Origin of the sequence: Desulfospira joergensenii DSM 10085 (assembly GCF_000420085.1) — a bacterium.
GTDB classification, from domain to species: domain Bacteria; phylum Desulfobacterota; class Desulfobacteria; order Desulfobacterales; family Desulfobacteraceae; genus Desulfospira; species Desulfospira joergensenii.
The window spans coordinates 557,864-583,226 of the sequence record NZ_ATUG01000002.1 but is presented as its reverse complement, the minus strand read 5'-3'; the positions used below and the strand labels follow the sequence as shown (position 1 = coordinate 583,226).

Genomic DNA, 25,363 nt, shown 5'->3' with positions numbered 1-25,363 from the left:
AATTCTTCCCTGCACCTGGCCTTGGCCTATCCGTTTTCCGCAATGGAGAAGATACCGTGGATATCCAGAATCAGACCGACCCTGCCGTCGGCAAGCACCGCCCCCCCTGCGATTCCCTTTACATCCCCCAGACCTGTGCCAAGGCTTTTGATCACGTATTCATCTTTTCCCAGCAGTTCATCAATGAGGATGGCCCTGTTTTCATCCTTTGATTCCACCACCACCACAAGGCCGTCCCGGACGGATCCGCCCCCGTGGCAGTTGTTGAAGATCCCGTTCAGCCGGATCAGGGGAATCAGGCGGCCCTGGTTCTTCACCATCTCCCCTTTTCCCTCCACGGTAAAATATTCGTCGGCTCCGGGTTTGAATGCCTTTTGAACGGCTGTGGTGGGAATCACGTATTTTTTGTCCTCCACCCTGACCAGCATGCCGTCGATGATGGCCAGAGTCAGGGGCAGGCTGATGGTGAACTTTGTCCCTCTGCCTTTTTCCGATTCAATGGTCAAATGCCCCCTGAACTTTTCAATTCCATCCTTGACCACGTCCATGCCCACGCCCCGGCCGGAGACATCGGTGATCTCCTTGGCCGTGGAAAAACCCGGTTCCATGATCAAATCGTAAACCTGGGTATCGGTCATCTGCTCGCCTCCCTGGACAAGCCCCGTGGACTTCGCCTTTTCAAGGATCCTGCCGCGGTCCAGTCCCTTGCCGTCATCCTCAATCTCGATGACAATGCTTCCCCCCTTGTGAAAGGCCCGTAACCAGATGTTGCCCTGGGAAGGTTTTCCCTGATCCAGACGCCCGGTTTGGGGTTCTATGCCGTGATCAACCGAGTTTCGAATCATGTGAACCATGGGTTCGTACAGGGCATCCACCACATTCCGGTCGATTTCCGTCTCTTCCCCGGACATGACCAGGTTCACCTCTTTTCCCGATTTCCTGGAAAGGTCCCTGACCAGGCGGATCATCTTCATGAACGTGGCCTTGATGGGGATCATGCGCATGGACATGGCGATATTCTGCATTTTACTAACGATGAGCCCGAGCTGGGCAACGTTCTGGCCCAGATCCGGATCTCCCGATGTCTGCTGGCGGAGCATGGACTGGGCAATGACCAGTTCGCCGGCATAGTCCACCAGGTCATCCAGTTTCCGGGTATCCACCTTTACCTGGGCATCGACCCTTTTAACGGCCTGGTTCTGCCGGAGCAGGGCCGAAGCCACCTCTTCCGGAGGCAGACTCTTGTCCTCCACCAGGATCTCACCGATTTTTTTATCCGGACAGGTTTTCTGCTTTTCAAGGGCCCTGTCCAGACTGTCCCGGTCCAGTTTCTTTTGCTCCAAAAGAATTTCACCGATGGGCTTCCTTTCCCCTGCCAGGGAGGTTTGAAGCTGCTGCAGGCGTTCCCTGGGACCCTCAACCGAGATATCATGGTCCGGTTCCATAAAACCGGACTGGATCCCCTGGTTCACCCGGTCTATCAATAATTTTAAGGTATCCACGGACTCAAGGATGGCATCGATGGCCGCCCGGTTGATGATGAACTCTCCGCTGCGGGCACTGTCCAGCAGATTTTCTGTGGCATGGGCCAGACGGTTGATCTTGTTCAGGGATAAAAACCCGGACACCCCCTTGATGGTATGAAAGGGCCGGAAAATATCGTTGATGATATCCTTGCTTGTGGGATCCTGCTCAAGCTCCACCAGACTCACTTCAATACTGGAGAGGCTCTCCTCTGCCTCGGATACAAAATCCATGAGGACTTCCATATCCTCCTCGGATATCCTCTCCGGAGATTCCCCGCTCCGGTCCCCGGAGGAATCCGTTTCTCTCTTTGATTCCTCGGGTCCGGGTTCGTCCTCCCGTGGTTCCTGGTCAAACCTCTGGTTCAGCAGTTCAAGAACATCGGCATAGTCAAAGGCAAAGGGCTCTTTTTGTTTCAGATGGGTCAGCAGGGATTTGAGAAGGATTAGCCCGTCTTCCAGGGGACGGGTATGGACCATATCCTCCGGCCCCATATTTCCTGCATAGGTTTTACAGGCAATGGCCACCTGATGAAACGTGGGCGGGTCAATCTCCTTTGAAAGCCGGATAACCTGTTCCAGATCTTTCAGGATCTCACCGGTGGCCTGGGGAAGGTCCGGCCCCAGGGAGCCCATATGGAGTGTCATATGATCCAGGCAGTCTTCCAATTGTCCGTAAGGGCTGCCTGCCGGTTCTGCTCCCTGGGAAGTGGTTTGATCCCCGGGCCGGGACAACTCAGAGACCAGCCTTTCTATGGCCTCCATTTCCCGTTCAAGATCCCCGGGATCATTTAAAAGGGCGGTAATTCGATTTCTTATCTTTACAATTGTCCTGGCCTCAGAGGCCTTGTCCTGTTTTGCATACTCGGAATGAATTCTTTTGAGCTGCGGAAGCAGGCCGGACAATGTTTTCGGCTCCTCAGGATCGGCCAGAACCAGGTCACAGGAAAGTTTATCAATCAAATGGGCAATGGATTCAGAAGCCATGATTTTATCCTTGTTAATGCAGCATTGGAGTCTCTGGGTTCATCGTCAACCCAGGGGCTTGCACCCCTGGACTGACGATAATGGGTTCTTTTAAAAATTCTTGAAATCCTCATCCTCATCAAAGGGAATCACCTGATCCGGACTGACCTCGCCCGAACCCCGGGCCAGCATCTTTTTGCCAATTTTTCCCCTGGATTGGGGGAGGGATGCAATGGATTTTCTGGGCTTTTCCAGGGAAAGGGCCTCCTTTTTTCCGGTCACCATCAAGACCAGCTCACTGACATAATCCCGGAGCTGCTCGGCCTGGGCATTCATCTCTTCTGCGGCAGAGGCCGATTCTTCGGCATTGGCCGCATTCTGCTGAACCACGGTATCCATTTCCGCAATGGCCTTGTTCACCTGATCAATCCCGTCTGACTGTTCCCTGGAGGCTTCTGAAATTTCAGCCACCAGCTGGGCCACTTTTTCCGAACTCTGGGCCACCTGGCCGAATTCCTCGTTGGTGGTGGCCACAATCTCCGAGCCGTCATTCACCTTTTTTACCGTGCCCTCAATGAGTTCAGCCGTATCCTTGGCTGCGTTGGCCGCCCTCATGGCAAGATTCCTGACCTCATCGGCCACCACGGCAAAACCGGCGCCGGCCTCTCCGGCCCGGGCCGCCTCCACTGCTGCATTCAAGGCCAGGAGATTGGTTTGAAAGGCGATTTCATCAATGGTCTTAATGATTTTGGATGTCTCCTCACTGGCCTTTGAGATATCTTCCATGGACCGGGTCAACTGAACCATGGATTGATTGGCGCCGGCCACAACCTTTTTGGATTCCTTCATCAGACTGTCTGCATGGATGGCATTCTCGGCATTCTTCTTTGTCATGGAGGCCATTTCTTCCATGGAAGACGAGGTTTCCTCTATGGATGCGGCCTGCTGGGAAGAGCCTTCAGCCATGGACTGGCTGGATGAAGAGACCTGGGTGGAGGCAGAGGCCACCTGATTGGCGCCTTCGCCCAGACCGTCGGTGATCCGGGTCAGGACACTGATAATGCCCCGGGCAATGATGAGCGCCAGAAAGATCCCGGCGATGATCGCGACCACGGCCGTGACGATCACGTTTCTTTTTGTTCCGGTGGCCGCACTCAGCATGATTTCATCGGTCATGATATGCTTTTTGGCCTCTTTCCGGATATCCCCCAGAAGCTGCTGGACTTTTTCCAGCGCAGGAACCGTCTGGCCGGCATAAATCCGGCCGGCCTCCCGCATTCCGTGAAGCTCATGTTCCGCTTCTTTTTTCAACTCCTGAAGCCTGCCCACGGTCTTGTTCAGCAGGGGCAGGGTCTGGCTGTTGTATATTTCCAGGGCTTTCTGAACCGATGCTTCCGCCTCTTTGTCCTCCATTATTGACCCATGATAGATTTCAGCTTTGGCCGACCATTTTTCCTTGAGTTCCTGGAGGCGGTTTGCGATCTTTTCCAGAACCGGCTCCCCCCGGCACAGCCTCTGCCAGGAATCGATTCCTGCCTGGAATTTATCTGCCTCATCCTGATAGGCGGCCCATTTCTCCTCCGTCCTTTCGGCTTCAAATTCATGTATGGCCAGGCGGGCATTTAAGAGGGATTGGACAATCTGCTCATTCATGACCATGTCGATGTTGCTCCACCGGTCCATCGCTGCCGTATTCCCGGATCGGCTGGCTTTTTCCTTTGCCGGATCAATGACATTGACCATTCCCTTTTCCAGTTCATCCAATAGGATTTTGCTCAGATGTTTGAATTCAATGTCCATTTCCCTTCTTGTCTTCTCCAGCCCGGCCAGTTTTTCAAAGGCCAAGTGGGTTTCAATGCCGACAGCGGATTTGTGAAGTTCTGCATGACCCGCCACCATATCATCCCAGGCATTTTTAAAATCCGTATCCCCGTTTTCATATACCTGCCTGGCCGCCTTGGATTTGAGCCATTTGCCCAGGGCGCACTGGGACGGGTCCGTTGCGACGCCGAGGGTATCATGTTTCTGGACAAAGGCATCCCGGATTTTGGCTGCCCAATTCAGATGATCCAGTTCCCGTTCCGTCAATAGAGTCGGCAGGCCTTCATCTGCCTGATTAAAGACCTTTCCTATGGCGACGGCAGAATCATGAAGCTGTTTATGGGGTTTTTCAATTTCCTTGAAAAGGGGCGCCAGGGAAGGGACCAGGGTTTCCGCCTGCTCGCGTCCTTCACCGTAGAGCCATTTCCCGAAACCGCATTTATGGTCATCCGTCTCCACATCCAGTTTCACAATATTTTTATCCGTCAGCAGTCCATTTACCTTATTGACCCAGTTCAGATGATCCACTTCCTTCTGGGCCAGGTTGCCGTCCAGTTTGTTGCCGTCAATGACTTCTTCGGCATTGTCAACAATACCGCCGACACCGGTAAAACTCAGCCCTCCCAATATCATCAGAAGCAGAATCACAACCCCGAAGCCCGTGATTATTTTTTTTCCTATGGTCAGAGTATTCCAATTCATTTTTTCTCCTTTTGTTTATCCCCTTTTGTTTGTTTTTTAGTCACTCGGCCTGGACGCGGCTTCTAACCTGGATATTTCAGTGCTGCTCAGGACCCGGTCGATATTGAGCAGGATCTTTACGTCATCCTCGGTTTTGCCCATGCCCGTGATATAGTTTGTGTCCATACGGGTTCCAAAGGTCGGCGGGTCTTCAATGTCCTGTTCCCCTATATTCATAACTTCGGATACGGCATCCACCACGATTCCGGTCAGCACCGTGTCTGTTTCGGAATCGATTTCAACCACGATAATGCAGGTCCGTTCGGAGTATTCCATGGGCGGCATGGAGAACTTGAGCCTCAGATCAATGACAGGAATAACCTTTCCCCTGAGATTGATCACTCCTTTCATAAATTCCGGTGTTCTGGGGACTGGGGTGATGGGCATCATCCCGATGATTTCCTTGACTTTGAGGATGCCGATTCCATAGCTCTCCCCGGCCAGGGAGAATGTAAGATATTTCCCTGTTTTTATGGTAATGTCCCGGATGGTCTGATCCAGGGTTCCTGCAGCGTCTGCCATCAGAACCCTCCTTTTTTTGATGATTTTGTCTTTTCGCCGGTTTGACTTTATCTTGACGAAACCTTTTTGCTCATGTGGACGATAATGCTTTCCAGCTCGCCAAGGTCAATGGGCTTTACCATGTAATACAGAATCCCCTGGCTTCGCACCTTTTCCTCCACATCCCTTGAACTGTGGCCGGTCATGGTGATGATCTCCATTCCGGACCAGCCCAGTTTCAATTTGGGAATCAAATCATAGGCAATGGCATCCGGCAGAAAGATATCCAGTAAAACAAGGTCAAACATCTCTTGTTTAACGATGTCCAATGCCTCCTTTCCGGTTGCCGCAATCCTGGCCTCATGCCCCCACTTCTCAATTTTTATTTTTAACAGCCTCGAAACCTGCTCGGTATCTTCAATAATCAGAATTTTCATATTTACCCTTACCAATGCTGAAATCTTTTTAAGCCACCGGATTGTCGTTCCATCTGTTGGCTGCCAATCTAAAGCACAACCTAGACCGGTATAAAAGAAGAGCAATCTCTGTGCCATTGGAGTCTGTCGCGCATAACTCCTTGATTTTATAAATTAATAATAAAAAACCTATCCGAGGGCACCCTTTCCAAATTGGGGCTTTTTTTAGACATTTTGCTGTAAAAAAAATATAACTACTTGAATTTATAATAGAAATTTTAAATTAGGGCAATAATGCCCCATGTAGAGATGGATTTCAGACTTTTTCCAGTCGATACTTCTTGATTTTGGAATGCAGGGTCTTCCGGTTGATGCCAAGGAAAGAAGCAACCCGGGTCTGGTTCCACCTGTTCTTTTCCAGGTGATGCAAGAGAATGCGCTTTTCAAACTGTGCCATGGCCTGGGACAGGTTTAATCCAAGATCTTCCGGACCGGGTTCATCCGGAGTTGAGTCTTTCCCAACTCCCCTGTTCTCAAAAAACAGGTCAAAGACATCAAGGCGTTTCAATGCAGCGTACCGGTGAATGATATTCTGGAGTTCCCGGATGTTTCCCGGCCAGTCATGCTGCTCAAGCCGGGCCATGACAGGTCCGGGAATCCGGGGCAGGGTCTGATCGGGATCAAATTTTTCCAGAAAATGACGGATCAGCAAAGGGATATCTTCTCTTCTTTCCCGCAAAGGGGGAAGATATAGGGGAACCACATTGATCCTGTAAAAGAAATCCGGCCGCATCCCTCCCTTTTGCACCAGGTCCCTGAGATCCCTGTTTGTGGCGGATATGATGCGTATCTCCGGTTTGAGGACAAGGTTGCTTCCCAGGGGGGTATACCCGTCCCCGTCCAGGGCCCGCAGCAGTTTGACCTGCATACTTACATTGATCTCCCCGATCTCGTCCAGAAAAAGGGTCCCCTTGTCTGCGATCTCCAGAAATCCTGACTTGTCAATATGGGCGCCTGAGAAGGCCCCTTTTTTATAGCCGAAAAATTCGCTCTCCACGAGATTTCCGGGAATGCCCCCGCAGTTCACGGGAAGAAAAGGGTTTGACTTCCTGGGCCCCAGCCTGTGAACGGCACGGGCTGCCAGTTCCTTTCCCGTTCCGGATTCTCCTGTGATCAGGACACCGGCCTCGGAGGGTGCCACCTCCAGGATAAGATCGTACAGCTCCCGCATTTTATGGCTCTGCCCAACAATTTCGCCCAGCCCGTACCGGCTAGGAAGAGGAGAGGCCAAGCCCGCCGATTGCCGGTCTCTGTCTTCTGTTTGAATCTTCATGGAACCCTTACATTGATCAGCATCCGCCATGATGCGGTCCCGGTTCTGGGAGATGATATTTTTTGTTTGCTATTTTCCCGATGATTACATTCACTCCCAGATTATCTTAAAAACAGTGAATATGCAAAAAAAATTCTGTTTATCCCTGACCCGGCGCCCGGATTCCCATGTTTATGGCGGTTCTCAAAAATAGGTTCCTTTATTTTTTACTTTAGATTTGGACTGAGCCCGGACTCAGTGAGGAGCGGAGGTTTTCGCGGATTGGATTCCTTCGGGCGGCAGGACGCCGCTGGAGAAGGGATCCCTCCTCGGAGAAAATCATGGATGATTTTCGAGAATGAGCGCAAAATCTTTGCTCCTCCCGGCATGAATCGGAATCTTATTTTGAGAACAGATTCTTGACTTTACCAATGGGGATCATGTACCTTGAACCGGTCCGGAAAGAACCTGACAGACAGTTTATTCCAAAGGCATCTCCATGATGAAAGGGTTCCCCAGTTGAGAGAGATCAAGGTGTTAATCGTAGATGACTCCGCCATTGTCCGGAGAGTCCTGTCAGAGGAATTGGAAGGCAGACAGGGCATCCGGGTGGTGGGAACCGCTCCGGACCCCTATGTGGCCAGGGAAAAGATCGTCAGGCTGAAACCGGATGTGATCACCCTGGACATTGAAATGCCCCGGATGGACGGGATTACCTTTTTAAAGAAAATCATGCAGTACAATCCCCTGCCCGTCATCGTTGTCTCCTCCCTGACGGCCAGGGGGGGCAAAATGGCCATGGAGGCTTTTGCCGCCGGCGCCCTTGAGGTGGCACAGAAGCCGGGGAGTGCCTATTCAGCAGGGGATATGGGAGATGACCTGGTCAAAAAAATCAAGGCGGTTGCCGGAGCCGTGGTCATTGCGAAAAAATCACCCGCCCCACTCAAACCCCGCCTTTCAAAGGCCCTGGCAGAAACCAGAAACAAGCTCATCGCCATCGGATCCTCCACCGGGGGAACCGAGGCCGTCAGAAGGATTTTAACCCGGCTGCCTGAAAATTCCCCCGGAGTTCTCGTTGTCCAGCACATGCCGGCGCAGTTCACCAGAAGTTTTGCCCAGAGGCTTGATGACTTAAGCCGGATCAATGTCAGAGAAGCCCGGGACGGGGATACCCTTATCAACGGTATCGCATTGATTGCACCCGGGGATTTTCACATGCTGCTGAAACGAAACGGATCCAGATATTTTGTGCGGGTCAAAGGCGGTCCCATGGTCCACCACCAGAGGCCTGCCGTGGATGTGTTGTTCACCTCCGTGGCAAAGTATGCCGGAGCCAACGCCCTGGGAATCATCCTCACGGGGATGGGAGCCGACGGGGCCATGGGCATGCTGGCCATGAAAAAAGCAGGGGCATTCAACATTGCCCAGGATGAAGAGTCCTGTGTGGTTTACGGGATGCCCAAGGAGGCGGTCAAGGCCGGGGCCGTAGACCTCTCCCTGAACATCGATCTTATTGCAGGCTCTGCCCTTGACCATATCTGCGGCAGAAGATAATCAGAGTCTCACCTCGATCTTGTTTTCGGCAAGGTGATTTTTTACGGCCCGGATGGGGACTTCCTGTCTGTGAAAGATCCCTGCGGCCAGGGCCGCTTCTGCCGAAGTCTTTTTGAACACCTGTGAAAAATGTTCTTCACACCCGGCCCCGGAAGAGGCGATCACCGGGATGGTCACATGACCACGGACCGCATTGACCAGTTCAAGGTCAAATCCCGAGTTGGTCCCGTCCCGGTCAATGCAGTTGAGCAGGATCTCGCCGGCCCCCAGTTCCTCGCAGGCCGCAGCCAGAGAAACGGCGTCCAGGTCCATGGCCCTGCGCCCGCCCTGGACCGTGCACTGAAACCAGCAAAATCCCTCCTTGTCCGGTCCGGGGATATCGGTCTTGACCACATGATGGCCGGGTGCATCCCCAGGGGATTTGACCCAGACCCGTTTGGGGTCTATGGAGATCACCACGGCCTGGTTGCCGTAGACCCTGGAGATCTCTTCAATGGAGGTTTTACCTGTTTTCTTCCCGGTTCTGATATACTCCATGGCAATATGGACCGCATCGCTTCCAATGGAGATCTTGTCGGCTCCGGACCTGAAGTATTGAGACGCCACATCCAGGGCAGTATAGGTTTTCCCCTTGCTGTCCGTATAGTCCCGTATGCCGCCGCCGATGGTCAGGGGCACAAAAACATGTTCACTGGTCTGTTCCAGGACCCGGATCATGGGCATATCCTTGAGGGGAAAATCCCTGAACCCGGTGATGTTAAGAAAGGTGATCTCATCGGCCCCTTCCCGGTAATACCGCCCGGCCAGTTCCACGGGCTTGCCCAGGTTCCGGACATCTCCCTTTTCCCGGACATCGTACTGGTCTCCCTTGGTCACCACCAGGTCGCCCCGGTCGTTGGACCGGACATCAAGGCAGGCGATGATTCTCTTGGACAATCCTTTGCCCCGGATGTCTGCCGGCCCCTGTGAATGCAGATTCCGGGTATGGATAAAGGCATCCAGAAGCTTCATACCGGCTTCTCCGCTTTTTTCCGGATGAAACTGGGTGCCCATGACATTTCCTTTCTGGACGGCACTGGCAAACTCGTAGTCATAGGTGGTGGTGGTCAGGATGACCTCGGGGTCCTGGGGGACAATATGATAGGAATGGACAAAATAAAACTTGGTATCCGGCCCCACCCCTTGAAGAACCGGGGAATCCTGTTTGATGTTCACCCCGTTCCATCCGATGTGGGGTACGGCCAGGCCGGTGTCAAAACGGTTGACCTTCCCTTTGAAAAATCCCAGACTTTCAAGACCGGAAGCATCTTCCTCGCTTCCCTCGAAAAGGGCCTGCATGCCCAGGCAGATGCCGAAAAAGGGCCGGTCCGCCCCAAGGTACTCCCGCAGGGGCTCGATATACCCCTTTTGGTGAAGGATCTGAATCATGGTCACATAATTGCCCACACCTGGGAAAATCAATTTTTCAGCGTCCAGAATATCTTCGGGGCGGGTCACCAGTTTCAGGTCTGCCCCCAGTTTTTTCACGGCATTCATCACACTTCTGACGTTGCCGGCCCCGTAATCCAATAAAGTAATCATTCTTCTCAACTCTCAATTTTCAATTATTTAAGCCCCAGGATTCCCTGGAGCCGGACATGAAATTCCAATCTGCCGAACCCGGCCGTTTCCAGCCGTTTGATAGCATTTTTCATAAACCGGTCCCCATGCTTTATTCTGCTGGGACTGCCCGTATAGTGGAACAGCCGGCCATTGGGTCTCATCACCCGGAACAGATGTCCGTAAAATTCTTTTCCGTAAAGGTTTCCCGTTGCAGAGGTGAATCTGGGCGGATCATGGAGGACGGCGTCAAAGCTTTCCTTTTCCAATCCCCTGATATATTGGAAAATATCCGCATTTATCAGATGGATACCCTCTTTATACCGGCTGTGGGTGAGCCAGGGATTCAGGGATCTGATCCGGACCACTTCAGGGCTTTTCTCGGTGGAGACCACTTTCCGGGCCCCGGCCCTGAGAACAGCCAGGGCCGAATATCCCAGTCCTCCGCAGGTATCCAGGACCACATCTCCGGACCTTGCAATTTTCCCGGCCTTGAGCCGGGCATCTTCCAGGGGATCGATATCCTTGGACCGGTGCATCTTGATCCCGTTGATCTCCAATGTGGGGGCTGTCCGGGTGGGAACCAGCTTGTAATAGCCCTCGCTTCGGACTTCCAAAGGGGAAAGTTCCTTATCCCGTAAAAGAAAAACCTTGTTCTCCACCGGCGCTATCGCCTCAAGCCGGTCTTTTTCCACGGTCAGTCCTTTCTCCAGGACCAGTCGTCCGGCCTGAATTTCAAAACTCCGGACAGACCGGTTCAGGTCCAGGGAAACCGCCACGGTACTCTGTCCCCTGTCCATGGCATCCAGAATTTTTTGGACAGGACCCTGGAAAAAATAGTAGCGCCCCGTCATTATGCCGGTGAATCTTTCAGGACCTGGCCGCCCCTTTTCTCAATTCCTGGTTTTCGATTTCCAGGACCGACACCCGCTTTTCCAGCTCCAAAAGATAGCGTTCCATCTGCTCCAGGTACTGGGAAAAGGTATAGGTGATTCCCAGCTCCTTGGTCTTTCCTTCGAGTCTCAGGCTTAATTGTTCCGGACTTTCACTGGATCTCTCTTCAAGTGTTGGCATGATTTTCTCCTTAAAAGTCAATACTTCCCGGGGTCCGGGGAAAGGGAATGACATCCCTGATATTGCTGATTCCGGTGATCATCATTAAAAACCGTTCAAAGCCCATGCCGAACCCGGAATGGGGTACGCTTCCGTACCGCCGGGAATCCAGATACCACCAATAGGGGTCCCTGGGAAGATTCATCTCTTCCATCCGGGTTTCCAGCCGATCCAACCGCTCCTCCCTCTGGGACCCGCCGATGAGTTCCCCGATCCTGGGGACCAGCAGGTCCATGGCGGCGACGGTCTTGCCGTCATCGTTCATGCGCATGTAAAAGGGTTTGATTTCCCTTGGGTAGTCGATGAGAAATACCGGCTTTTGAAAATGTTCTTCTGCCAGGAAACGCTCATGTTCGGACTGGAGATCCACCCCGTATTCCACCTTGAATTCAAACTTCTTCTTTGACTTCTCCAGAATGTCAATGGCCTCGGCATAGGTCAGTCTTTGAAATTCCTGATGGATAATGGTGTCCATGAGTTTGGGCAGCCCCTTGTCCACAAACTTGCTGAACAGGGCCAGGTCCTCTTCGCAATTGTCCATGGCATGGGCCACCAGGGTCTTTACCAGCTCTTCCCCATGGTCCATATTTCCCTGTAAATCGCAGAAGGCCATTTCAGGCTCCAGCATCCAGAATTCCGCCGCATGGCGGCTGGTGTTGGAATTTTCCGCCCTGAAGGTGGGGCCAAAGGTATAGACATCCCCCAGGGCCAGGGCAAACATCTCGGCCGACAGCTGGCCGGACACCGTGAGATTGGATTCCTGGCCGAAAAAGTCCCGGGCAAAATCCATTTTTCCCTGCTTGGCCACCTCGGCCGGGTCAAGACTGGTGACCCGGAACAACTCCCCGGCCCCTTCGCAGTCAGACCCGGTGATCAGGGGGGAGGTCAGGTATCTGAACCCCTTGTCCCTGTAAAATTTATGGATGGCATAGCACATCTCCGAACGGATCCTGAAGGCGGCCCCGTATTTATTGGTCCTGGGCCTCAGATGGGCGATGGTTCTTAAAAACTCGTCTGAATGCCTTTTCTTCTGTAAAGGATAGGTGTCCGGGGCAATATCGATGATATCCACATGGTCGGCCTGGATTTCCCACTTCTGGCCCTTGCCCGGAGAGGCCACCATCTCCCCTTCCACGGCCAGGGAGGTTCCCGTGGTAATCTTCTGGATATCCGGATAGTTACCAAGGTCCTCATTGGCAATCACCTGGATATTTTTGAGGCTTGATCCGTCATTGATTTCCATAAAAGAAAACTTTCCGGCGTCCCGCCGGGTCCTCACCCATCCCTTGACAAGCACCCGGCCCAAAGAGTGATCCATCCCTTCCAGGATGTTGATTTTTGTTCTTTCCATTGCCTAATTCCGCAAAAAATAATATATTAAAAAATTTGGGTTGATCTAAAACTTTCTATGAACAATATTAATAGCAGATTCAGTACCATGCATGAACAAAATTATCAAGACATCCTTTCCCGGGTCCAGATGCCCACGCGCTACGCCGGCAATGAAACCAACGCCGTCAAAAAAGATCCCGGCCATGTGGATTTAACCTTTGGCCTGGTTTTTCCCGACCTATACGAAATCGGGACCTCCCACTTTGGGCTCCAGATCCTGTACTCCATACTGAACCATCAGGAAAATATCGCAGCTGAACGTTTCTTTGCCCCGGCTCCGGACATGGAGGCCCTCATGGCGGAAAGGCAAATCCCCTGCCTCTCCATGGAATCGAGGCGGGAACTTTCCTCCTTTGATCTCATCGGCATCAGTCTTCTGTACGAGCTGAACTTTACCAATATCCTGACCCTGCTGGACCTGTCCGGCATCCCCTTTTTTGCCCGGGAAAGGGACGAGACCTTTCCCCTGATCATCGGGGGCGGCCCCTGCGCCTTCAACCCGGAGCCCCTGGCAGACTTTTTTGATCTCTTTGTCATCGGGGACGGGGAAGAGGCGATCCTGGAAATATCCAACAGGGTCATTGAATTCAAAAAACAGGGCAGGGGATCCAAAAAAGACCTATTGCGGATCCTGGCGGGAATCGCCGGGGTCTATGTGCCTGCTTTTTTTGAGCCCTCCCGGGATGAACACGGGTTTCAGACCCTGACCCCGCTATATGAAGACTACACCCGGGTCAAAAGGGCCTTTCTGCCCGATCTGACCGTGGACAATTTCCCCGTGGACCCCATTGTGCCCTTTGGCAAACCGATCCATGACCGGCTCAGGCTAGAAATTGCCCGGGGATGCTCCAGGGGATGCCGGTTCTGCCAGGCCGGCATGATCTACCGGCCGGTGCGGGAAAGGTCCCTGGAGGACATCCTGGATATTGCCCGGACCTCCCTCAAGTCCACCGGGTATTCTGACATCTCCCTGCTCTCCCTGAGCACCGGGGACTACTCCAATCTCTCCCTGCTCATGCAGGAACTGCTGGCCATGAGCCAGGGCCAGTGCAATTCCATTTCCCTGCCCTCCATCCGGGCGGAAAAGCTTACCCCGGAACTCATGAACATCATCCGCACGGTGAGGAAAACCGGGTTTACCATTGCCCCGGAAGCCGGAACCCAGAGGCTGAGGGATATCATCAACAAGAACCTCACAGAAGAGAGCATCCGGGCAACCGTGGAAAATGCCTTTGAACTGGGATGGAAAAACATAAAGCTCTACTTCATGACCGGCCTGCCCTTTGAAACCATGGAAGACATCGACGGCATCTGCCGCCTGTCCAGGGATTTGGCATCGGCCCATGCCAAGGGAAAGAAAAGCATCAACGTCAGCGCCACCTGTTTTATTCCCAAGGCCCACACCCCGTTCCAGCGCCATTCCCAGATGAGCCTGGACCAGACCCTGGAAAAGCTGGCCTATTTAAAAGCCAACCTGCGCCATCCGAAAATCAATTTAAAATGGCAGGACCCCCAGATGAGTCTGCTGGAAGGAGTCTGGGCCCGGGGGGACCGCAGGCTCTCAAGCCTTCTGGTATCTGCCCATGCCAAGGGCTGCCGCCTGGACGGATGGAGCGATAAATTCAATTTTGATCTCTGGCGCCAAGCCTTTGAAGAAACCGGCATTGACCCGGCCTTTTACACCACCCGGGACCGGGGAGCAGACGAACCCCTTCCCTGGGACCACATCGACTCAGGGGTTACAGCCGGGTTTCTGAAAAAAGAACTTGAAAAGGCAGAGCAAAGGGCCCTGACCCCGGACTGTAGGGATGAGGAATGCACAGGATGCGGTATCTGTGACTTTAAAAGGATCCGGCCGGTTCTCCATGACGTCCGGTCAGAACCGGCACCCGGCCCGGAACTATACGATCGCCGGGTCCTGCCGGATGAGGATTTCATGAAATATGAAATCCGGTTCTCCAAACTGGGAGATGCGCGGTTTTTCGGCCATCTGGAGCTGGCCACCATCTTTCAGCGGGCCCTGAAACGGACCGGTTTCAAAATAAAATACTCCAAAGGGTTTAACCCGTCCATGCGAATGTCCTTTGAAACCGCCCTGCCCCTGGGTATGGAAAGCGAAGAAGAGGCCATGTCTGTATTCCTGGAAAAGGGACTCAGGCCCGATCAGGTCGTCGAGAGCCTGAACCGGGTCCTGCCCGGTGGTCTCTCCGTTAATTCCTGCCGCCATCATTCAAAATCCGGGGGCAAGGACCCGGCCGGATCTGTCTATGAGATCTGTTTTTCAACTCCCTGCCTGGACAGATCCATGGTTGACCGGTTCATGGCTTTAAGCGAATTTATGGTTGAAGATATCAGTAAAAAAGGTAAAATCAGACGGACAGACCTGAGAAAATCAACGGCGTTCATCTCTTTTATCGATGAAAAATGTCTTAAAATGAAGCTGTTGCCCCAGGATGAAAGAACGGTCCGGCCCGCAGCAATTCTGTCAAAGGGATTTCATCTGGACGACACCCTGGTCCGGACCGCCCGGATAAAAAAACTGGCCGGACAAAGGTCCGCTACCTAAGGAAGATGCCATGCTAAAAGAGCTTGTTGTGAATTCCGCCCCCCACGAGACCCGGGTGGCCCTGCTTGAAAACAGCACCATTGTTGAGGTTTTCATCGAAAGGGAAGATGAGACCAGCATTGCAGGCAACATCTACAAGGGAAGGGTTCAGCGGGTTCTCCCGGGCATGCAGGCCGCCTTTGTGGACATCGGTTTCGACCAGGCCGCCTTTATCTACGTGGATGATGTCCTGGATACGGCAAGCCACAAGATGTTCCAGAAATTTGAACAGGACCGGGATGATGAAGGCGAGGCGAGTAACGGCGAAGAGGAGATGAACAAGCCTGCCTGGAAACCCGACACGGGCATTGAAGACCTTTTGACCGAAGGCCAGGAGATCCTGGTCCAGGTGGCCAAATCCGCCATCGGCAGCAAAGGCCCCAGGGTTACCACCCATATCTCCCTGGCCGGACGGTACATGGTCCTTATGCCCACGGTGGACCACATCGGCATCTCCAAGCGCATCCAGGATGAAGGTGAACGAACCCGGCTCAAGGACCTGCTCCTGGGGCTTCGCAAAAACAGCTGCGGGTATATCTTCAGGACCCAGGCCAACGGCATTGATGAGAACACCATCAAAAAGGAGATCGATTTTCTCAACAAAACCTGGGAAGATATTCTCTCCCGGTCCAAGTCCCTTTCAGCCACCTGCCTGGTTTACAAGGATCTGACCGTTACCTTCAGGGCGGTCAGGGATCTTCTGGACGACAAGGCCGATAAACTGATCATTGACTCCCGGACCGAATATGAAAATGTCCGAGAATTTCTGAAAAAATTCATGCCCGACGTCCATCTGAACGTTGAACTATACCAGGGAAGGGAATCCATCTTTGACGCTTACAATATCGAGGCGGACGTGGCCCGGGCCCTGAAAAAGAAGGTCTGGCTCAGGTCCGGCGGGTACATCGTGATCGAACAGACAGAGGCCCTGGTGGCCATTGACGTCAATACGGGCCGTTACGTGGGCAAGCATAATTTTGATGAGACCATCCTGAAAACCAATTTGGAGGCGGTGAAGGAGATCGCCTACCAGATCCGGCTTCGGAACATCGGCGGCATCATCATCATCGATTTCATCGACATGAAAAAAGACTCCCACAAGGAAAAGGTCATGTCCAGACTCAACGAGGCCATGAAAAAAGACAAGAGCCAGACCAATATCCTGCCCCTGACCGAATTGGGCCTGGTGCAGATGACCCGGAAACGGATCCGGAGGAACCTGACCCGGACCCTTTGCGAACCCTGTTTCTACTGCAACGGCAACGGCCATCTTTTATCCGGAAAATCCATCTGCCATAAAATTCACAGGGACCTGATCTCCGAAGCCGGAGACATCATGGGCAACCGGTTCACGGTAAAGGTCCATCCCGAGATAGCCCAGCTCCTCCACGGCCCGGAAAAACATCTGATATCTTCTTTGGAAGCCCGTTTTTCAAAACCCATAGCCATTTATCCCGAACCCCACTATCACATCGAAGAGTACCACATCTTTGAATCCCTGGTGGAATAGGGGCACTTCATTCTTCCCTGTTTTTATCCAATGTTACGGTTGACTTTTTAGGGTAAAAATATTAAAGTCTTGCGTTTATTGTGGTTTATAAGCACAAGAATGATTAACCCTAGGATCAAGTAAATTTTAAGGACTGTAGATTTATGAAACGTACATTTCAGCCAAGCAACCGTAAAAGGACAAGAAAACACGGATTTCTCAAAAGAATGTCCACTCCGGGAGGAAGACGGGTCATCAACGCCAGAAGGGCAAAGGGAAGAAAAAGACTGGCTCTTTGATAGGGTAATTTATTGAGTGATTTTTCTTACCCCAAAACATCGAGGCTTTTAAAGCGAGGCCAATTTTTAACGCTTTCGAAACATGGGAAAAAGATACACACCGACTATTTCATCGCCGCTGTCCTTAAAGGGGCAGAAAAAAACAATCGAATTGGAATTACAGTATCTAAAAAAGTTGGGAACGCAGTAGAGCGTAACAGAATTAAACGGATTATCAGAGAGTATTTCAGACACAGAAAGGGTTCTTTCCAGGGGATCAGGGACATAAATATCATTGGCAGGAAGGGTCTGACCCGGCTGACGCACAGCCAGATTATTGAGAAGCTTGATAAACTTTTTACAAAAATAGCATCGGCATAAAAGATATGCACCTCATGGTTAAAAAGCTATTGTTGATATTGATTAAATTTTATCAATTTTTTATATCACCGCTGACAGGTCGAAACTGCAGGTTTTATCCAAGTTGTTCGGCCTATGCCTTTGAAGCTGTGCAGAGACACGGCTGTTTCAAAGGCAGCGCCCTCGCCGCAAAAAGGATATTGCGCTGTCATCCTTTCCATTCAGGCGGCTATGACCCGGTCCCATAATCCGCTCTGTACCGTTTCAATTCTAACGCAGGACTGTTTTCCTCGTAAACCTTTACTTTAACCGTTTAGGAGAGAAAATGGACGAGCAGAAACGATTATTGCTGGCAGTGGTGCTTTCCATCATTGTCCTGGTGGGCTATCAGTTCTTTTTTGTGACGCCCCCGGAAGTCAATAATCTTCCCCAGGATGTTCAGGAACAACCCAAACAGGAACAGCCCCAATCCATCAGTTCAAATAGTTCAAACGTTTCAGATTATAATACGACACAGGCTTTGCCGGCCCAGGCCCAACCGTCTGCCGGCGCGGCTGCCCGGGACTTCAGGACCATCTCCCTGTCAACCCCCCTGTATGAGATTGTTCTGTCCGAACATCTGGCATCCGTAAAAAGTCTTGAACTCAGGAACTACAAGGAGAGCATCCAGAAAGGCTCCCCCTTGAAACAGCTGATCCCGGAACAGCTGGTCAAGGGCATCATGACCTTTGACGTAGAAGGGGGAACCATCCAGGGCTTGGGCAATGCCGTCTATTCCGCGGACACGGAAACCAACTCCCTTGACCTGAATCAGGGAGAAAGAAAGCTGACCTTCTCCTGGACCAATGACCAGGGAATTTCCGTCCGGAAAATTTTCACCTTCCGGGCAGATTCCTATCTCATCGACTGTGACATCCTGATCCAGAACGGTTCAAACATGCCCCTGAACGATGCCCTTGTCTTTTCCACCCCGGGATATCTGACCGAGGAAATCAAAAAAAGGGCCAGGTTTGCCTTTGAAGGCCCCCTTGCATATATCGACAACAAATTCGTCACCATTGACACAGATGACCTGGATGAAAAAAATACCTATCCGGGTAAAATTGCATGGAGCGGATTCAGCCACAGGTATTTTCTGACCTGTGTCATGCCCGCCCAGCCCGTAGAAGGGAGGATCCGCCTCTCCTATGCCAATGATATCGTTTCCAATGACTTTATCCAGAAGCTCGACCGGCTGGATCCCGGGAAACAGGGCAAATATACCTATGAGCTCTATATGGGGCCCAAAAGCTACAAGGTGCTGAGCCAGTATGACAATATGCTGAAAAAAGCCATTAACTTCGGCTGGTTCGATATCATTGCCAAACCCCTTCTCATCACCATGAACGCCATACACGATGTGATTCCCAATTACGGGGTGGCCATCATCCTTTTGACCATTCTCATCAAACTGATCTTCTGGCCCCTGGGCACCAAAAGTTATAAATCCATGAATGAGATGAAAAAGGTCCAGCCCCTGATGATGGAGATCCGGGAGAAGTACAAAGGCGACAAACAGCGGATGAACCAGGAGATCATGGGGCTTTACAAGACCTACAAGGTCAACCCGGCCTCGGGATGTCTGCCCCTTCTGGTGCAGATGCCCATTTTCTTTGCCCTTTACCGTATGCTTTACCAGGCCATTGAACTGCGGCACGCCCCTTTTGTGGGCTGGATCAACGACCTTTCCGGCCCGGACCGGCTTTTCCACTTTGATTTCTCCATTCCCATGATGCAGGAGCCCTCCGGCATACCGGTTCTCACCCTGCTCATGGGCGCCTCCTTCCTGCTCCAGCAGAAGATGACCCCCACGGCAGGGGATCCCATGCAGGCGAAGATGATGATGCTCATGCCCATCATGATGACCGTATTGTTCATCAATTTTCCAGCCGGCCTGGTCTTGTACATGTTTGTGAATAATATCATTTCCATGGGCCAGCAGTTTTATACCCAGAAGAAATTTTCCAAATAGCAGGAGGTAAGTATGAAACAAACCCAGGAATTCAGTGGAAAGAGCCTTGAAGCGGCTATAGACAGTGCCTGCGAAGCCCTGAATCTGACCAAGGAAGAACTTAAATACGATGTGGTTTCCACCGGGGCCTCAGGCATCTTCGGCATTGTGGGCCGGAAAGATGCCAAAATAAAGGTCCGTGTTCCGGACACCGGGCCGGACCAGGCCTCCGAAGAAGAGATGGAAGGAATCCGCTCCATTGTGGATGAAGCCTTTGGCGAGGAGACCCGTGTTGAGGAGGCCCTTGAACTTGAAGAGGATGAAGAAGAGGCCGGAGATCCTCCGCCCCCCCCCCGGGAACCCCGGCCGCCTGCAGAACCGCCTGTGGACGTCACCCAGGAGTCCGTTGATCTGGGCCGGGAGGCCCTTCAGAAAATGGCCGACCTGATCACCGACGATGCAACGGTGGAGGCTGAGACCGACCAGGACCGGCTGACCCTTAAGATCGAAGGCGGAAACGCCGGCATCCTCATCGGCCGGAAAGGCCAGACTCTGGATGCCATGCAGTTTCTCACGGACAAGATCATCAACCGGAAGAGCGAGGCAAGGGTCAGGGTCAAGGTGGATATAGAAGGGTATATGGAAACCCGGAAATCCAACCTGAAACACCTGGCCTTTAAGATGGCGGAAAAAGCGAAGAAAACCGGCCGTCCCGCCACCATTAACCAGATGAGCGCCCAGGACAGGCGGATCGTTCACCTGGCCCTGAAAGACGACACCAGCGTCAGGACCCAGAGCATGGGAGACGGATACTACAGACGCCTGGTCATCTTTCCGAAAAAGAAAAATTCCTTTAGGGGAAAAAAGCGGTTCAGAAGATAAGAATCCATGAATGATACCATCGCCGCAATAGCCACTCCATACGGGAGCGGCGGAATTGGGGTCATCCGGATCTCCGGCCCCCTTGCCCTTGATATTGCGGCCCAGGTCTTTTCACGGACGAAAACGCCTGAACCTTCCAAATCCGGTTCAAGCACTGAATCCCTGACATCCCACACCGTTTTCCACGGATACATCCTGGATGATCCGGCTGAGGTCATTGACGAAGTCCTGGTGATCCCCATGAAAGGGCCCAGATCTTATACCGCGGAAGACGTGGTGGAGATCCAGGCCCACTCCGGCACACTTGTCCTCAGAACCATCCTGGACAGGATATTGGATAAAGGAGCCAGGCTGGCCGAGCCCGGGGAGTTTACCAAACGGGCATTTTTAAACCAGCGCATTGACCTGACCCAGGCAGAGGCCGTGGCAGATATCATCAATGCCAGGTCCGGCCGGGCCCTGAAATTTGCCGCCTCCCAAAACCTGGGCACCCTGAAAAATGAAATCTTTGAACTTCGGGAAACCCTGATCGCCTTTCTGGCCATCCTGGAGGTGTCCATTGATTTTCCCGACGACGAGGACTCGGCATCCATCTCTGAAAAAGATATTCCGGCCCTGGACCAGGTCATTGACCAGTGCCGGGAATTCATCCGCCAGCATGATGATGCCTGCTTTCTTAAGGAGGGAATCCGCATCGCCATCTGCGGAAAGCCCAACGTGGGAAAATCCAGCCTCATGAACCGGCTTCTGACCCGGGAAAAATCCATTGTTACGCCCCTGCCCGGCACCACCCGGGACCCCATTGAAGAGGGGTTGAACATGGACGGCATCCCCTTTGTGATCATTGACACAGCAGGCATCCACGACACCGCCGATCTGGTGGAAATCATCGGCATCGAAAAAGCCAGGGATCATATAGAAACGGCTGACCTGGTCCTTTTCATGAAAGAGCCCGGATCCCCATTCACGGCCAGGGAATTTCAAAAGACCGTGCCTGAAGGGAAAAAAGCCATCCTGGTCATCAATAAAATGGACCTGGCCGAAGAAGGGGAAAAAGACCTGCCCCTCCCTCCCCCTGAATACAGCCATATTCCCGTGGCTAAGATCTCAGCCCTGCTCAATCAGGGCATCCGGGAGCTGAAGCAAAAGATCGTGAATCTCTGCATCCAGGATCTGGATACGGAAGGCTCGGCCGTCATCCCCAACCTCAGGCATAAAAAGGCCCTGGAGGAAACCGTGGCCGGCCTTGAGTCCGTCAAACTAGGACTTAAGACGGGACAGGAAGAGGAGACCCTGGCCATTGACATTAAAAACAGTATTGATGCCCTGGGAAAAATCACCGGAGAAACCGCATCCCTTGACATTTTAGATACCATTTTCAATAATTTCTGCATTGGAAAATAAGAGGATATAGATATGCCCATTGATCTTAAAGAATATTTTACCCAATACGAGGCCCTGGTCCAGGTGGTGGACGGAGTCTTTGACAAGGTCAAACAAGAGTACGCCAACGAAGTGTTCTGCCGGGAGAAATGCTCTGACTGCTGCTACGCCATCTTTGACCTGACCCTGGTGGAGGCCCTTTACCTCAAGGAACAATTTTTAAAGAAATTTTCCGGAAAAGAGAAAAGCGAACTCCTGGAAATCGCCGACAAGACCGACCGGGCCCTGATCAAGCTCAAGCGGGATGCCTATAAAAAAGTGCAGAACGGGGCCGACCAGCTTGAAATTGTCGGGAAGATGTCCCAGGAAAGGATCCGCTGTCCCCTTCTGGGCCAGGACAATCTCTGTCTGATGTACGAACACAGGCCCATCACCTGCCGGGTATACGGAATTCCGGTCTCAACGGCCGGAGCCAGCCATATCTGCGGCCGGACCAATTTTATCCAGGGCAACCCCTATCCCACCCTGAACATGGACAAAATCTATACCCAGCTCCAGCTCATTTCAGCCAAGTTGATCAAGGGCATTGAATCCCGGAACATCAAAATGCATGAGCTGCTGATCCCGGTATCCATGGCCCTGATTACCGATTTCAACGAGGAGTTTCTCGGTGTGGGGCCTGAAAAGAAAAAGGATTCCCGCCCCCATTGCAAAAGAACTTGATCGGGGAATCCAGCTTTGTTCACCCTTTACAAAACCGGAAGAAAAAATGAACGATTTTACCCCTGAAGAAATTGAAAAAAGAAAAAAGGCCATTTTCGATGCCATGGGCAAACGGGGCCAGCGTCAGATCCTGAAAAAGGGGTATGATAAATGGGACCCCTTCCAGGAGCCCAAGGATCCCATCGACATCCGTAAGGACAAGACCCAACGGACCTCCCAGGAACTGATCCGGGAGTTTTTATCCCGGATCGAACATGAGGACTACTCCAACACCTATGCCCAGGGGGCCCTGGAGATGTGCCTGGGGATCATCAATGACGAGGAAAGAATCCGGGGCATGTTTGACTTTGCCTGCTGGTACAAGACCCTGTTACATCAGGAAGGGCATGACACCCTCTGACCGGAAAAGGATTCTGGGAATCCTTGAACTGTCTGAAACCCGGCTGACTTCCCGGGCCTATATCAATAAAATCGCAGCGGAACTCTCCATTTCCAGACGCTCGGCCGGAAAAATCCTCAAAACCCTGGTGGACGGGCAGGAATTGGCCTATGAGGACCTTTACGGTGCAACCTATGTGGACATCAGCTTTTCCAAGCCGGTCCGGGTTACTGATCATTTTTTCCTCAAACCTCCAAAGGTGAGTTCCAGGGCCAACCCAGGCCAGGTCGACATCAATCTCCTCCCGGGGATTTCATTCGGCTCCGGCCACCATGCCACCACCCGGCTCTGCCTCAAGGCCATCGACCATCTGTTTTTTCATTCCGGCACTCCCCAACCGGATACAACGTCTGCCTGTGCAGACATCGGTACCGGATCCGGGGTTCTGGCCATTGCCCTCTGCCTTTCCGGCATGCCCTCCTGCCGGGCCTGGGATACGGACCCCAATGCCGTATCCGAGTCCCGGAAAAACATTGAACTCAATCATTTAACCCGAAAAATTGAGGTCATGGGCTGCCCCATGCCCGGTTGCGAAAATGAATTTTCCCTAATCTGCGCCAACCTGCGCTTTCCCACCCTCAAGAATTTATCCTCCCTGATTCGTTCCAGCCTCAAACCCGGAGGATTTGTGATCCTGTCCGGGGTCCGGGAATGGGAAAGGGAGGAGCTGATCCTTCATTATTCACAGACAGGCCTTGTTCCTGACTGGCAGAGGGATGAAAAAGAGTGGTCAGCCGTGGTTTTAAAGGATAGAGCCTGAAGGGTGAAAAGACCTTGCCTGGATTGGCCTGATCTTCTATACTTTTGTATCCATAACCTGAATTTGAAAAAATCATGAATTTAAAATTCACAACCCTGTTTACGGGACTTGTACTGTTTCTTTCTATCGTCACTGCCCAGGGGGATGTCTACTTCTGGACCGATGAGAGCGGAGTCAAGCACTTTTCCAATATCGGACCGCCAAAGGATTCCGAGACAGATCTTTTTGAAGAGGAAGTACGGCTCGAACAGGCCCGTCAGGAAGGCCGGACCTTCAGGGTCACCAAGGTATATGACGGAGATACCCTCCTGGTTCAAGGTTCAGACCTGGAACTGAAAATCCGGCTGGCCGGAATCGACTCCCCGGAAACCGGATACAGGAGATCCCCTGGTCAGCCCTACGGCCAAAAAGCCAAAGCCAAATTATCCCGGCTTGTGAACGGTAGGGATGTGATCCTGAAAAGCCACGGCATCGGCGGGTTTAACCGGATTCTGGCCGAGGTTTTCTCAGGTTCGACCAATATTAACCTTGAAATGATCCGGGCCGGCCTGGCCGAAGTATACAGGGGAAGAACGCCGGCCACTCTGGACACGGAGGCCTATTTCAGGGAAGAAAAAAAAGCCCGGAAGGCCGGAATGGGCATGTGGGCCCTGGGCCGGCACTATAAAAGTCCCCGGGCCTGGCGAAAGGAACATCCTAGGAAATAAAAAGCCACAAAAAGAAGGGGGGGGCCTGGGCTTGCCACCTTTTTCAACGGAAGATTTTTAATTTTCCATTTAAAAAGGCGCAGTTCCATGGAACTGCGCCTTTTTAGACTGGGATTGTTTATTTTTCAGAAGGGGATATCATCATCAGGAATGGGGGCCTGTCCGCCGCCGGTCATGCCCGGGCTGGTCTGTCCCTGAAAATTATTGGAGTTGGGGGCAGATCCGCCCTGCTGGGAATATCCTCCCCCGCCCTTCTGCGGGTATCCTCCGCCCTGCTGACCGCCACCTGAATAGCCGCCCTGTGCCCCTGCCTGACTGTCTGTCTTTGAGTCCAAAAACTGAAAATTACTTACTATAATATCAGTGCTGTAATGCGTCTGGCCTTCCTTTTCATAGGAACTGGTCTGGAGTCTTCCCTCCACATAAACCTGACTGCCTTTGGACATGTATTTTTCAAAGGTCTCGGCCTGTTTGCCAAAAAGCACAATCCTATGCCATTCGGTTCTCTCCCGCCGTTCACCGGTATTCTTATCATTCCAAAAATCCGAAGTGGCCAGAGCGCTGTTAACCACGGCTCCTCCCTGCTGGGTGTAGCGGATCTCAGGGTCTCTGCCCAAACGGCCAATGAGCATTACTCTGTTTAAATTTCCCATTTGTACTCCTTATCCTTGATTTTGAAAGTCCTGTTTAAATTGTTTATATGCCCACAGCCGGGCTCAATTGTCAATTATTTGTTCCGGAAGAAAACGCATTTCAACGTTGACAATCCAATCCAAGAAGATTATGTTGCTATCAAGGTAGCAACTTTT

23 protein-coding genes are annotated in these 25,363 nt (G+C 52.2%); 13 read left to right on the top strand and 10 right to left on the bottom strand.

Translation table 11 applies throughout. The features are described from left to right. Positions 1 to 26 precede the first annotated feature (26 nt). The 5 genes from F608_RS0115010 to F608_RS32110 form a co-directional block, all read right to left on the bottom strand. The gene (locus F608_RS0115010) at positions 27 to 2,510 is read right to left on the bottom strand and encodes a chemotaxis protein CheA (protein ID WP_022666472.1); all 2,484 of its coding nucleotides are present in this window, start codon (positions 2,508 to 2,510) and stop codon (positions 27 to 29) included. Between the two features lie 90 nt (positions 2,511 to 2,600). Beyond that, positions 2,601 to 5,012, bottom strand: coding sequence for a methyl-accepting chemotaxis protein (locus F608_RS34915; protein WP_022666471.1), 2,412 nt, complete (start codon positions 5,010 to 5,012; stop codon positions 2,601 to 2,603). 36 nt (positions 5,013 to 5,048) lie between these two features. Next, a complete protein-coding gene (locus F608_RS0115000; RefSeq protein WP_022666470.1) occupies positions 5,049 to 5,573 on the bottom strand; it encodes a chemotaxis protein CheW in 525 nt (174 codons plus the stop codon). Positions 5,574 to 5,620: 47 nt separating this feature from the next. Next, a complete protein-coding gene (locus tag F608_RS0114995) occupies positions 5,621 to 5,989 on the bottom strand; it encodes a response regulator (RefSeq protein ID WP_022666469.1) in 369 nt (122 codons plus the stop codon). Between the two features lie 295 nt (positions 5,990 to 6,284). Beyond that, positions 6,285 to 7,301, bottom strand: coding sequence for a sigma-54 interaction domain-containing protein (locus F608_RS32110; protein WP_161626865.1), 1,017 nt, complete (start codon positions 7,299 to 7,301; stop codon positions 6,285 to 6,287). A gap of 426 nt (positions 7,302 to 7,727) precedes the next feature. On the opposite strand from F608_RS32110, the gene F608_RS0114980 reads away from it, so the two are divergent. Next, positions 7,728 to 8,834 (top strand): chemotaxis-specific protein-glutamate methyltransferase CheB, encoded by a 1,107-nt coding sequence (locus F608_RS0114980; RefSeq protein WP_022666466.1) that lies wholly within the window; start codon positions 7,728 to 7,730, stop codon positions 8,832 to 8,834. On the opposite strand, the gene F608_RS0114975 is transcribed toward F608_RS0114980, so the two are convergent. The 4 genes from F608_RS0114975 to asnS are packed head-to-tail and all read right to left on the bottom strand — an operon-like array spanning position 8,835 to position 12,897. Continuing rightward, positions 8,835 to 10,415, bottom strand: coding sequence for an imidazole glycerol phosphate synthase HisHF (locus F608_RS0114975; protein ID WP_022666465.1), 1,581 nt, complete (start codon positions 10,413 to 10,415; stop codon positions 8,835 to 8,837). A gap of 23 nt (positions 10,416 to 10,438) precedes the next feature. Continuing rightward, entirely contained in the window at positions 10,439 to 11,287 is an 849-nt protein-coding gene (locus tag F608_RS32105; RefSeq protein ID WP_022666464.1) for a class I SAM-dependent methyltransferase, read from the bottom strand. A gap of 16 nt (positions 11,288 to 11,303) precedes the next feature. Next, on the bottom strand, positions 11,304 to 11,507 hold the full coding sequence (locus F608_RS0114965) for a hypothetical protein (protein ID WP_022666463.1): 204 nt from the start codon (positions 11,505 to 11,507) through the stop codon (positions 11,304 to 11,306). 10 nt (positions 11,508 to 11,517) lie between these two features. After that, positions 11,518 to 12,897, bottom strand: coding sequence for an asparagine--tRNA ligase (gene asnS, locus F608_RS0114960; protein WP_022666462.1), 1,380 nt, complete (start codon positions 12,895 to 12,897; stop codon positions 11,518 to 11,520). Between the two features lie 87 nt (positions 12,898 to 12,984). Here asnS and F608_RS0114955 point away from each other — a divergent pair, with 87 nt between their 5' ends. The 12 genes from F608_RS0114955 (at position 12,985) to F608_RS0114910 (ending at position 24,554) form a co-directional block, all read left to right on the top strand. Further along, positions 12,985 to 15,504: a TIGR03960 family B12-binding radical SAM protein gene (locus tag F608_RS0114955; protein WP_022666461.1), complete on the top strand. Its 2,520-nt coding sequence runs from the start codon at positions 12,985 to 12,987 to the stop codon at positions 15,502 to 15,504. A gap of 10 nt (positions 15,505 to 15,514) precedes the next feature. Continuing rightward, positions 15,515 to 17,053, top strand: a complete 1,539-nt coding sequence (locus F608_RS0114950) for an Rne/Rng family ribonuclease (RefSeq protein ID WP_022666460.1) — start codon at positions 15,515 to 15,517, stop codon at positions 17,051 to 17,053. 143 nt (positions 17,054 to 17,196) lie between these two features. Then, positions 17,197 to 17,331: a 50S ribosomal protein L34 gene (gene rpmH, locus F608_RS35745; protein ID WP_022666459.1), complete on the top strand. Its 135-nt coding sequence runs from the start codon at positions 17,197 to 17,199 to the stop codon at positions 17,329 to 17,331. Positions 17,332 to 17,343: 12 nt separating this feature from the next. Then, on the top strand, positions 17,344 to 17,691 hold the full coding sequence (gene rnpA, locus F608_RS0114945) for a ribonuclease P protein component (RefSeq protein WP_022666458.1): 348 nt from the start codon (positions 17,344 to 17,346) through the stop codon (positions 17,689 to 17,691). A gap of 5 nt (positions 17,692 to 17,696) precedes the next feature. After that, a complete protein-coding gene (gene yidD, locus F608_RS35740; RefSeq protein ID WP_425248199.1) occupies positions 17,697 to 17,918 on the top strand; it encodes a membrane protein insertion efficiency factor YidD in 222 nt (73 codons plus the stop codon). Positions 17,919 to 17,995: 77 nt separating this feature from the next. After that, positions 17,996 to 19,681, top strand: a complete 1,686-nt coding sequence (yidC, locus tag F608_RS0114940) for a membrane protein insertase YidC (protein WP_022666457.1) — start codon at positions 17,996 to 17,998, stop codon at positions 19,679 to 19,681. Between the two features lie 12 nt (positions 19,682 to 19,693). Next, positions 19,694 to 20,542: an RNA-binding cell elongation regulator Jag/EloR gene (gene jag, locus F608_RS0114935; protein WP_022666456.1), complete on the top strand. Its 849-nt coding sequence runs from the start codon at positions 19,694 to 19,696 to the stop codon at positions 20,540 to 20,542. Positions 20,543 to 20,548: 6 nt separating this feature from the next. Further along, positions 20,549 to 21,946, top strand: a complete 1,398-nt coding sequence (gene mnmE / locus F608_RS0114930; protein ID WP_022666455.1) for a tRNA uridine-5-carboxymethylaminomethyl(34) synthesis GTPase MnmE — start codon at positions 20,549 to 20,551, stop codon at positions 21,944 to 21,946. A gap of 12 nt (positions 21,947 to 21,958) precedes the next feature. Further along, positions 21,959 to 22,648, top strand: coding sequence for a YkgJ family cysteine cluster protein (locus F608_RS0114925; protein ID WP_022666454.1), 690 nt, complete (start codon positions 21,959 to 21,961; stop codon positions 22,646 to 22,648). 46 nt (positions 22,649 to 22,694) lie between these two features. After that, positions 22,695 to 23,048: a hypothetical protein gene (locus tag F608_RS0114920; protein WP_027362789.1), complete on the top strand. Its 354-nt coding sequence runs from the start codon at positions 22,695 to 22,697 to the stop codon at positions 23,046 to 23,048. After that, complete coding sequence (locus tag F608_RS0114915) at positions 23,035 to 23,847, top strand: 50S ribosomal protein L11 methyltransferase (RefSeq protein ID WP_022666452.1); 813 nt, start codon at positions 23,035 to 23,037, stop codon at positions 23,845 to 23,847. The genes F608_RS0114920 and F608_RS0114915 overlap by 14 nt, the downstream gene beginning before the upstream one ends. Positions 23,848 to 23,921: 74 nt before the next feature. Further along, a complete protein-coding gene (locus tag F608_RS0114910; RefSeq protein WP_022666451.1) occupies positions 23,922 to 24,554 on the top strand; it encodes a thermonuclease family protein in 633 nt (210 codons plus the stop codon). Positions 24,555 to 24,679: 125 nt separating this feature from the next. On the opposite strand, the gene F608_RS0114905 is transcribed toward F608_RS0114910, so the two are convergent. Continuing rightward, complete coding sequence (locus F608_RS0114905) at positions 24,680 to 25,207, bottom strand: single-stranded DNA-binding protein (RefSeq protein ID WP_022666450.1); 528 nt, start codon at positions 25,205 to 25,207, stop codon at positions 24,680 to 24,682. Positions 25,208 to 25,363: the final 156 nt, after the last annotated feature.

Coding starts and splice junctions, on each gene's coding strand:
- F608_RS0114955 (WP_022666461.1), top strand. CDS start 12,985: ATGCATGAACAAAATTATCAAGACATCCTTTCCCGGGTCCAGATGCCC.
- F608_RS0114920 (WP_027362789.1), top strand. CDS start 22,695: ATGAACGATTTTACCCCTGAAGAAATTGAAAAAAGAAAAAAGGCCATT.
- F608_RS0114910 (WP_022666451.1), top strand. CDS start 23,922: ATGAATTTAAAATTCACAACCCTGTTTACGGGACTTGTACTGTTTCTT.
- mnmE (WP_022666455.1), top strand. CDS start 20,549: ATGAATGATACCATCGCCGCAATAGCCACTCCATACGGGAGCGGCGGA.
- F608_RS0115010 (WP_022666472.1), bottom strand. CDS start 2,510: ATGGCTTCTGAATCCATTGCCCATTTGATTGATAAACTTTCCTGTGAC.
- F608_RS0114905 (WP_022666450.1), bottom strand. CDS start 25,207: ATGGGAAATTTAAACAGAGTAATGCTCATTGGCCGTTTGGGCAGAGAC.
- F608_RS32105 (WP_022666464.1), bottom strand. CDS start 11,287: ATGACGGGGCGCTACTATTTTTTCCAGGGTCCTGTCCAAAAAATTCTG.
- rpmH (WP_022666459.1), top strand. CDS start 17,197: ATGAAACGTACATTTCAGCCAAGCAACCGTAAAAGGACAAGAAAACAC.
- yidC (WP_022666457.1), top strand. CDS start 17,996: ATGGACGAGCAGAAACGATTATTGCTGGCAGTGGTGCTTTCCATCATT.
- F608_RS0114995 (WP_022666469.1), bottom strand. CDS start 5,989: ATGAAAATTCTGATTATTGAAGATACCGAGCAGGTTTCGAGGCTGTTA.
- F608_RS0115000 (WP_022666470.1), bottom strand. CDS start 5,573: ATGGCAGACGCTGCAGGAACCCTGGATCAGACCATCCGGGACATTACC.
- F608_RS0114965 (WP_022666463.1), bottom strand. CDS start 11,507: ATGCCAACACTTGAAGAGAGATCCAGTGAAAGTCCGGAACAATTAAGC.
- F608_RS34915 (WP_022666471.1), bottom strand. CDS start 5,012: ATGAATTGGAATACTCTGACCATAGGAAAAAAAATAATCACGGGCTTC.
- asnS (WP_022666462.1), bottom strand. CDS start 12,897: ATGGAAAGAACAAAAATCAACATCCTGGAAGGGATGGATCACTCTTTG.
- F608_RS0114925 (WP_022666454.1), top strand. CDS start 21,959: ATGCCCATTGATCTTAAAGAATATTTTACCCAATACGAGGCCCTGGTC.
- jag (WP_022666456.1), top strand. CDS start 19,694: ATGAAACAAACCCAGGAATTCAGTGGAAAGAGCCTTGAAGCGGCTATA.
- F608_RS0114975 (WP_022666465.1), bottom strand. CDS start 10,415: ATGATTACTTTATTGGATTACGGGGCCGGCAACGTCAGAAGTGTGATG.
- F608_RS0114950 (WP_022666460.1), top strand. CDS start 15,515: ATGCTAAAAGAGCTTGTTGTGAATTCCGCCCCCCACGAGACCCGGGTG.
- yidD (WP_425248199.1), top strand. CDS start 17,697: ATGCACCTCATGGTTAAAAAGCTATTGTTGATATTGATTAAATTTTAT.
- F608_RS0114915 (WP_022666452.1), top strand. CDS start 23,035: ATGACACCCTCTGACCGGAAAAGGATTCTGGGAATCCTTGAACTGTCT.
- F608_RS32110 (WP_161626865.1), bottom strand. CDS start 7,301: ATGAAGATTCAAACAGAAGACAGAGACCGGCAATCGGCGGGCTTGGCC.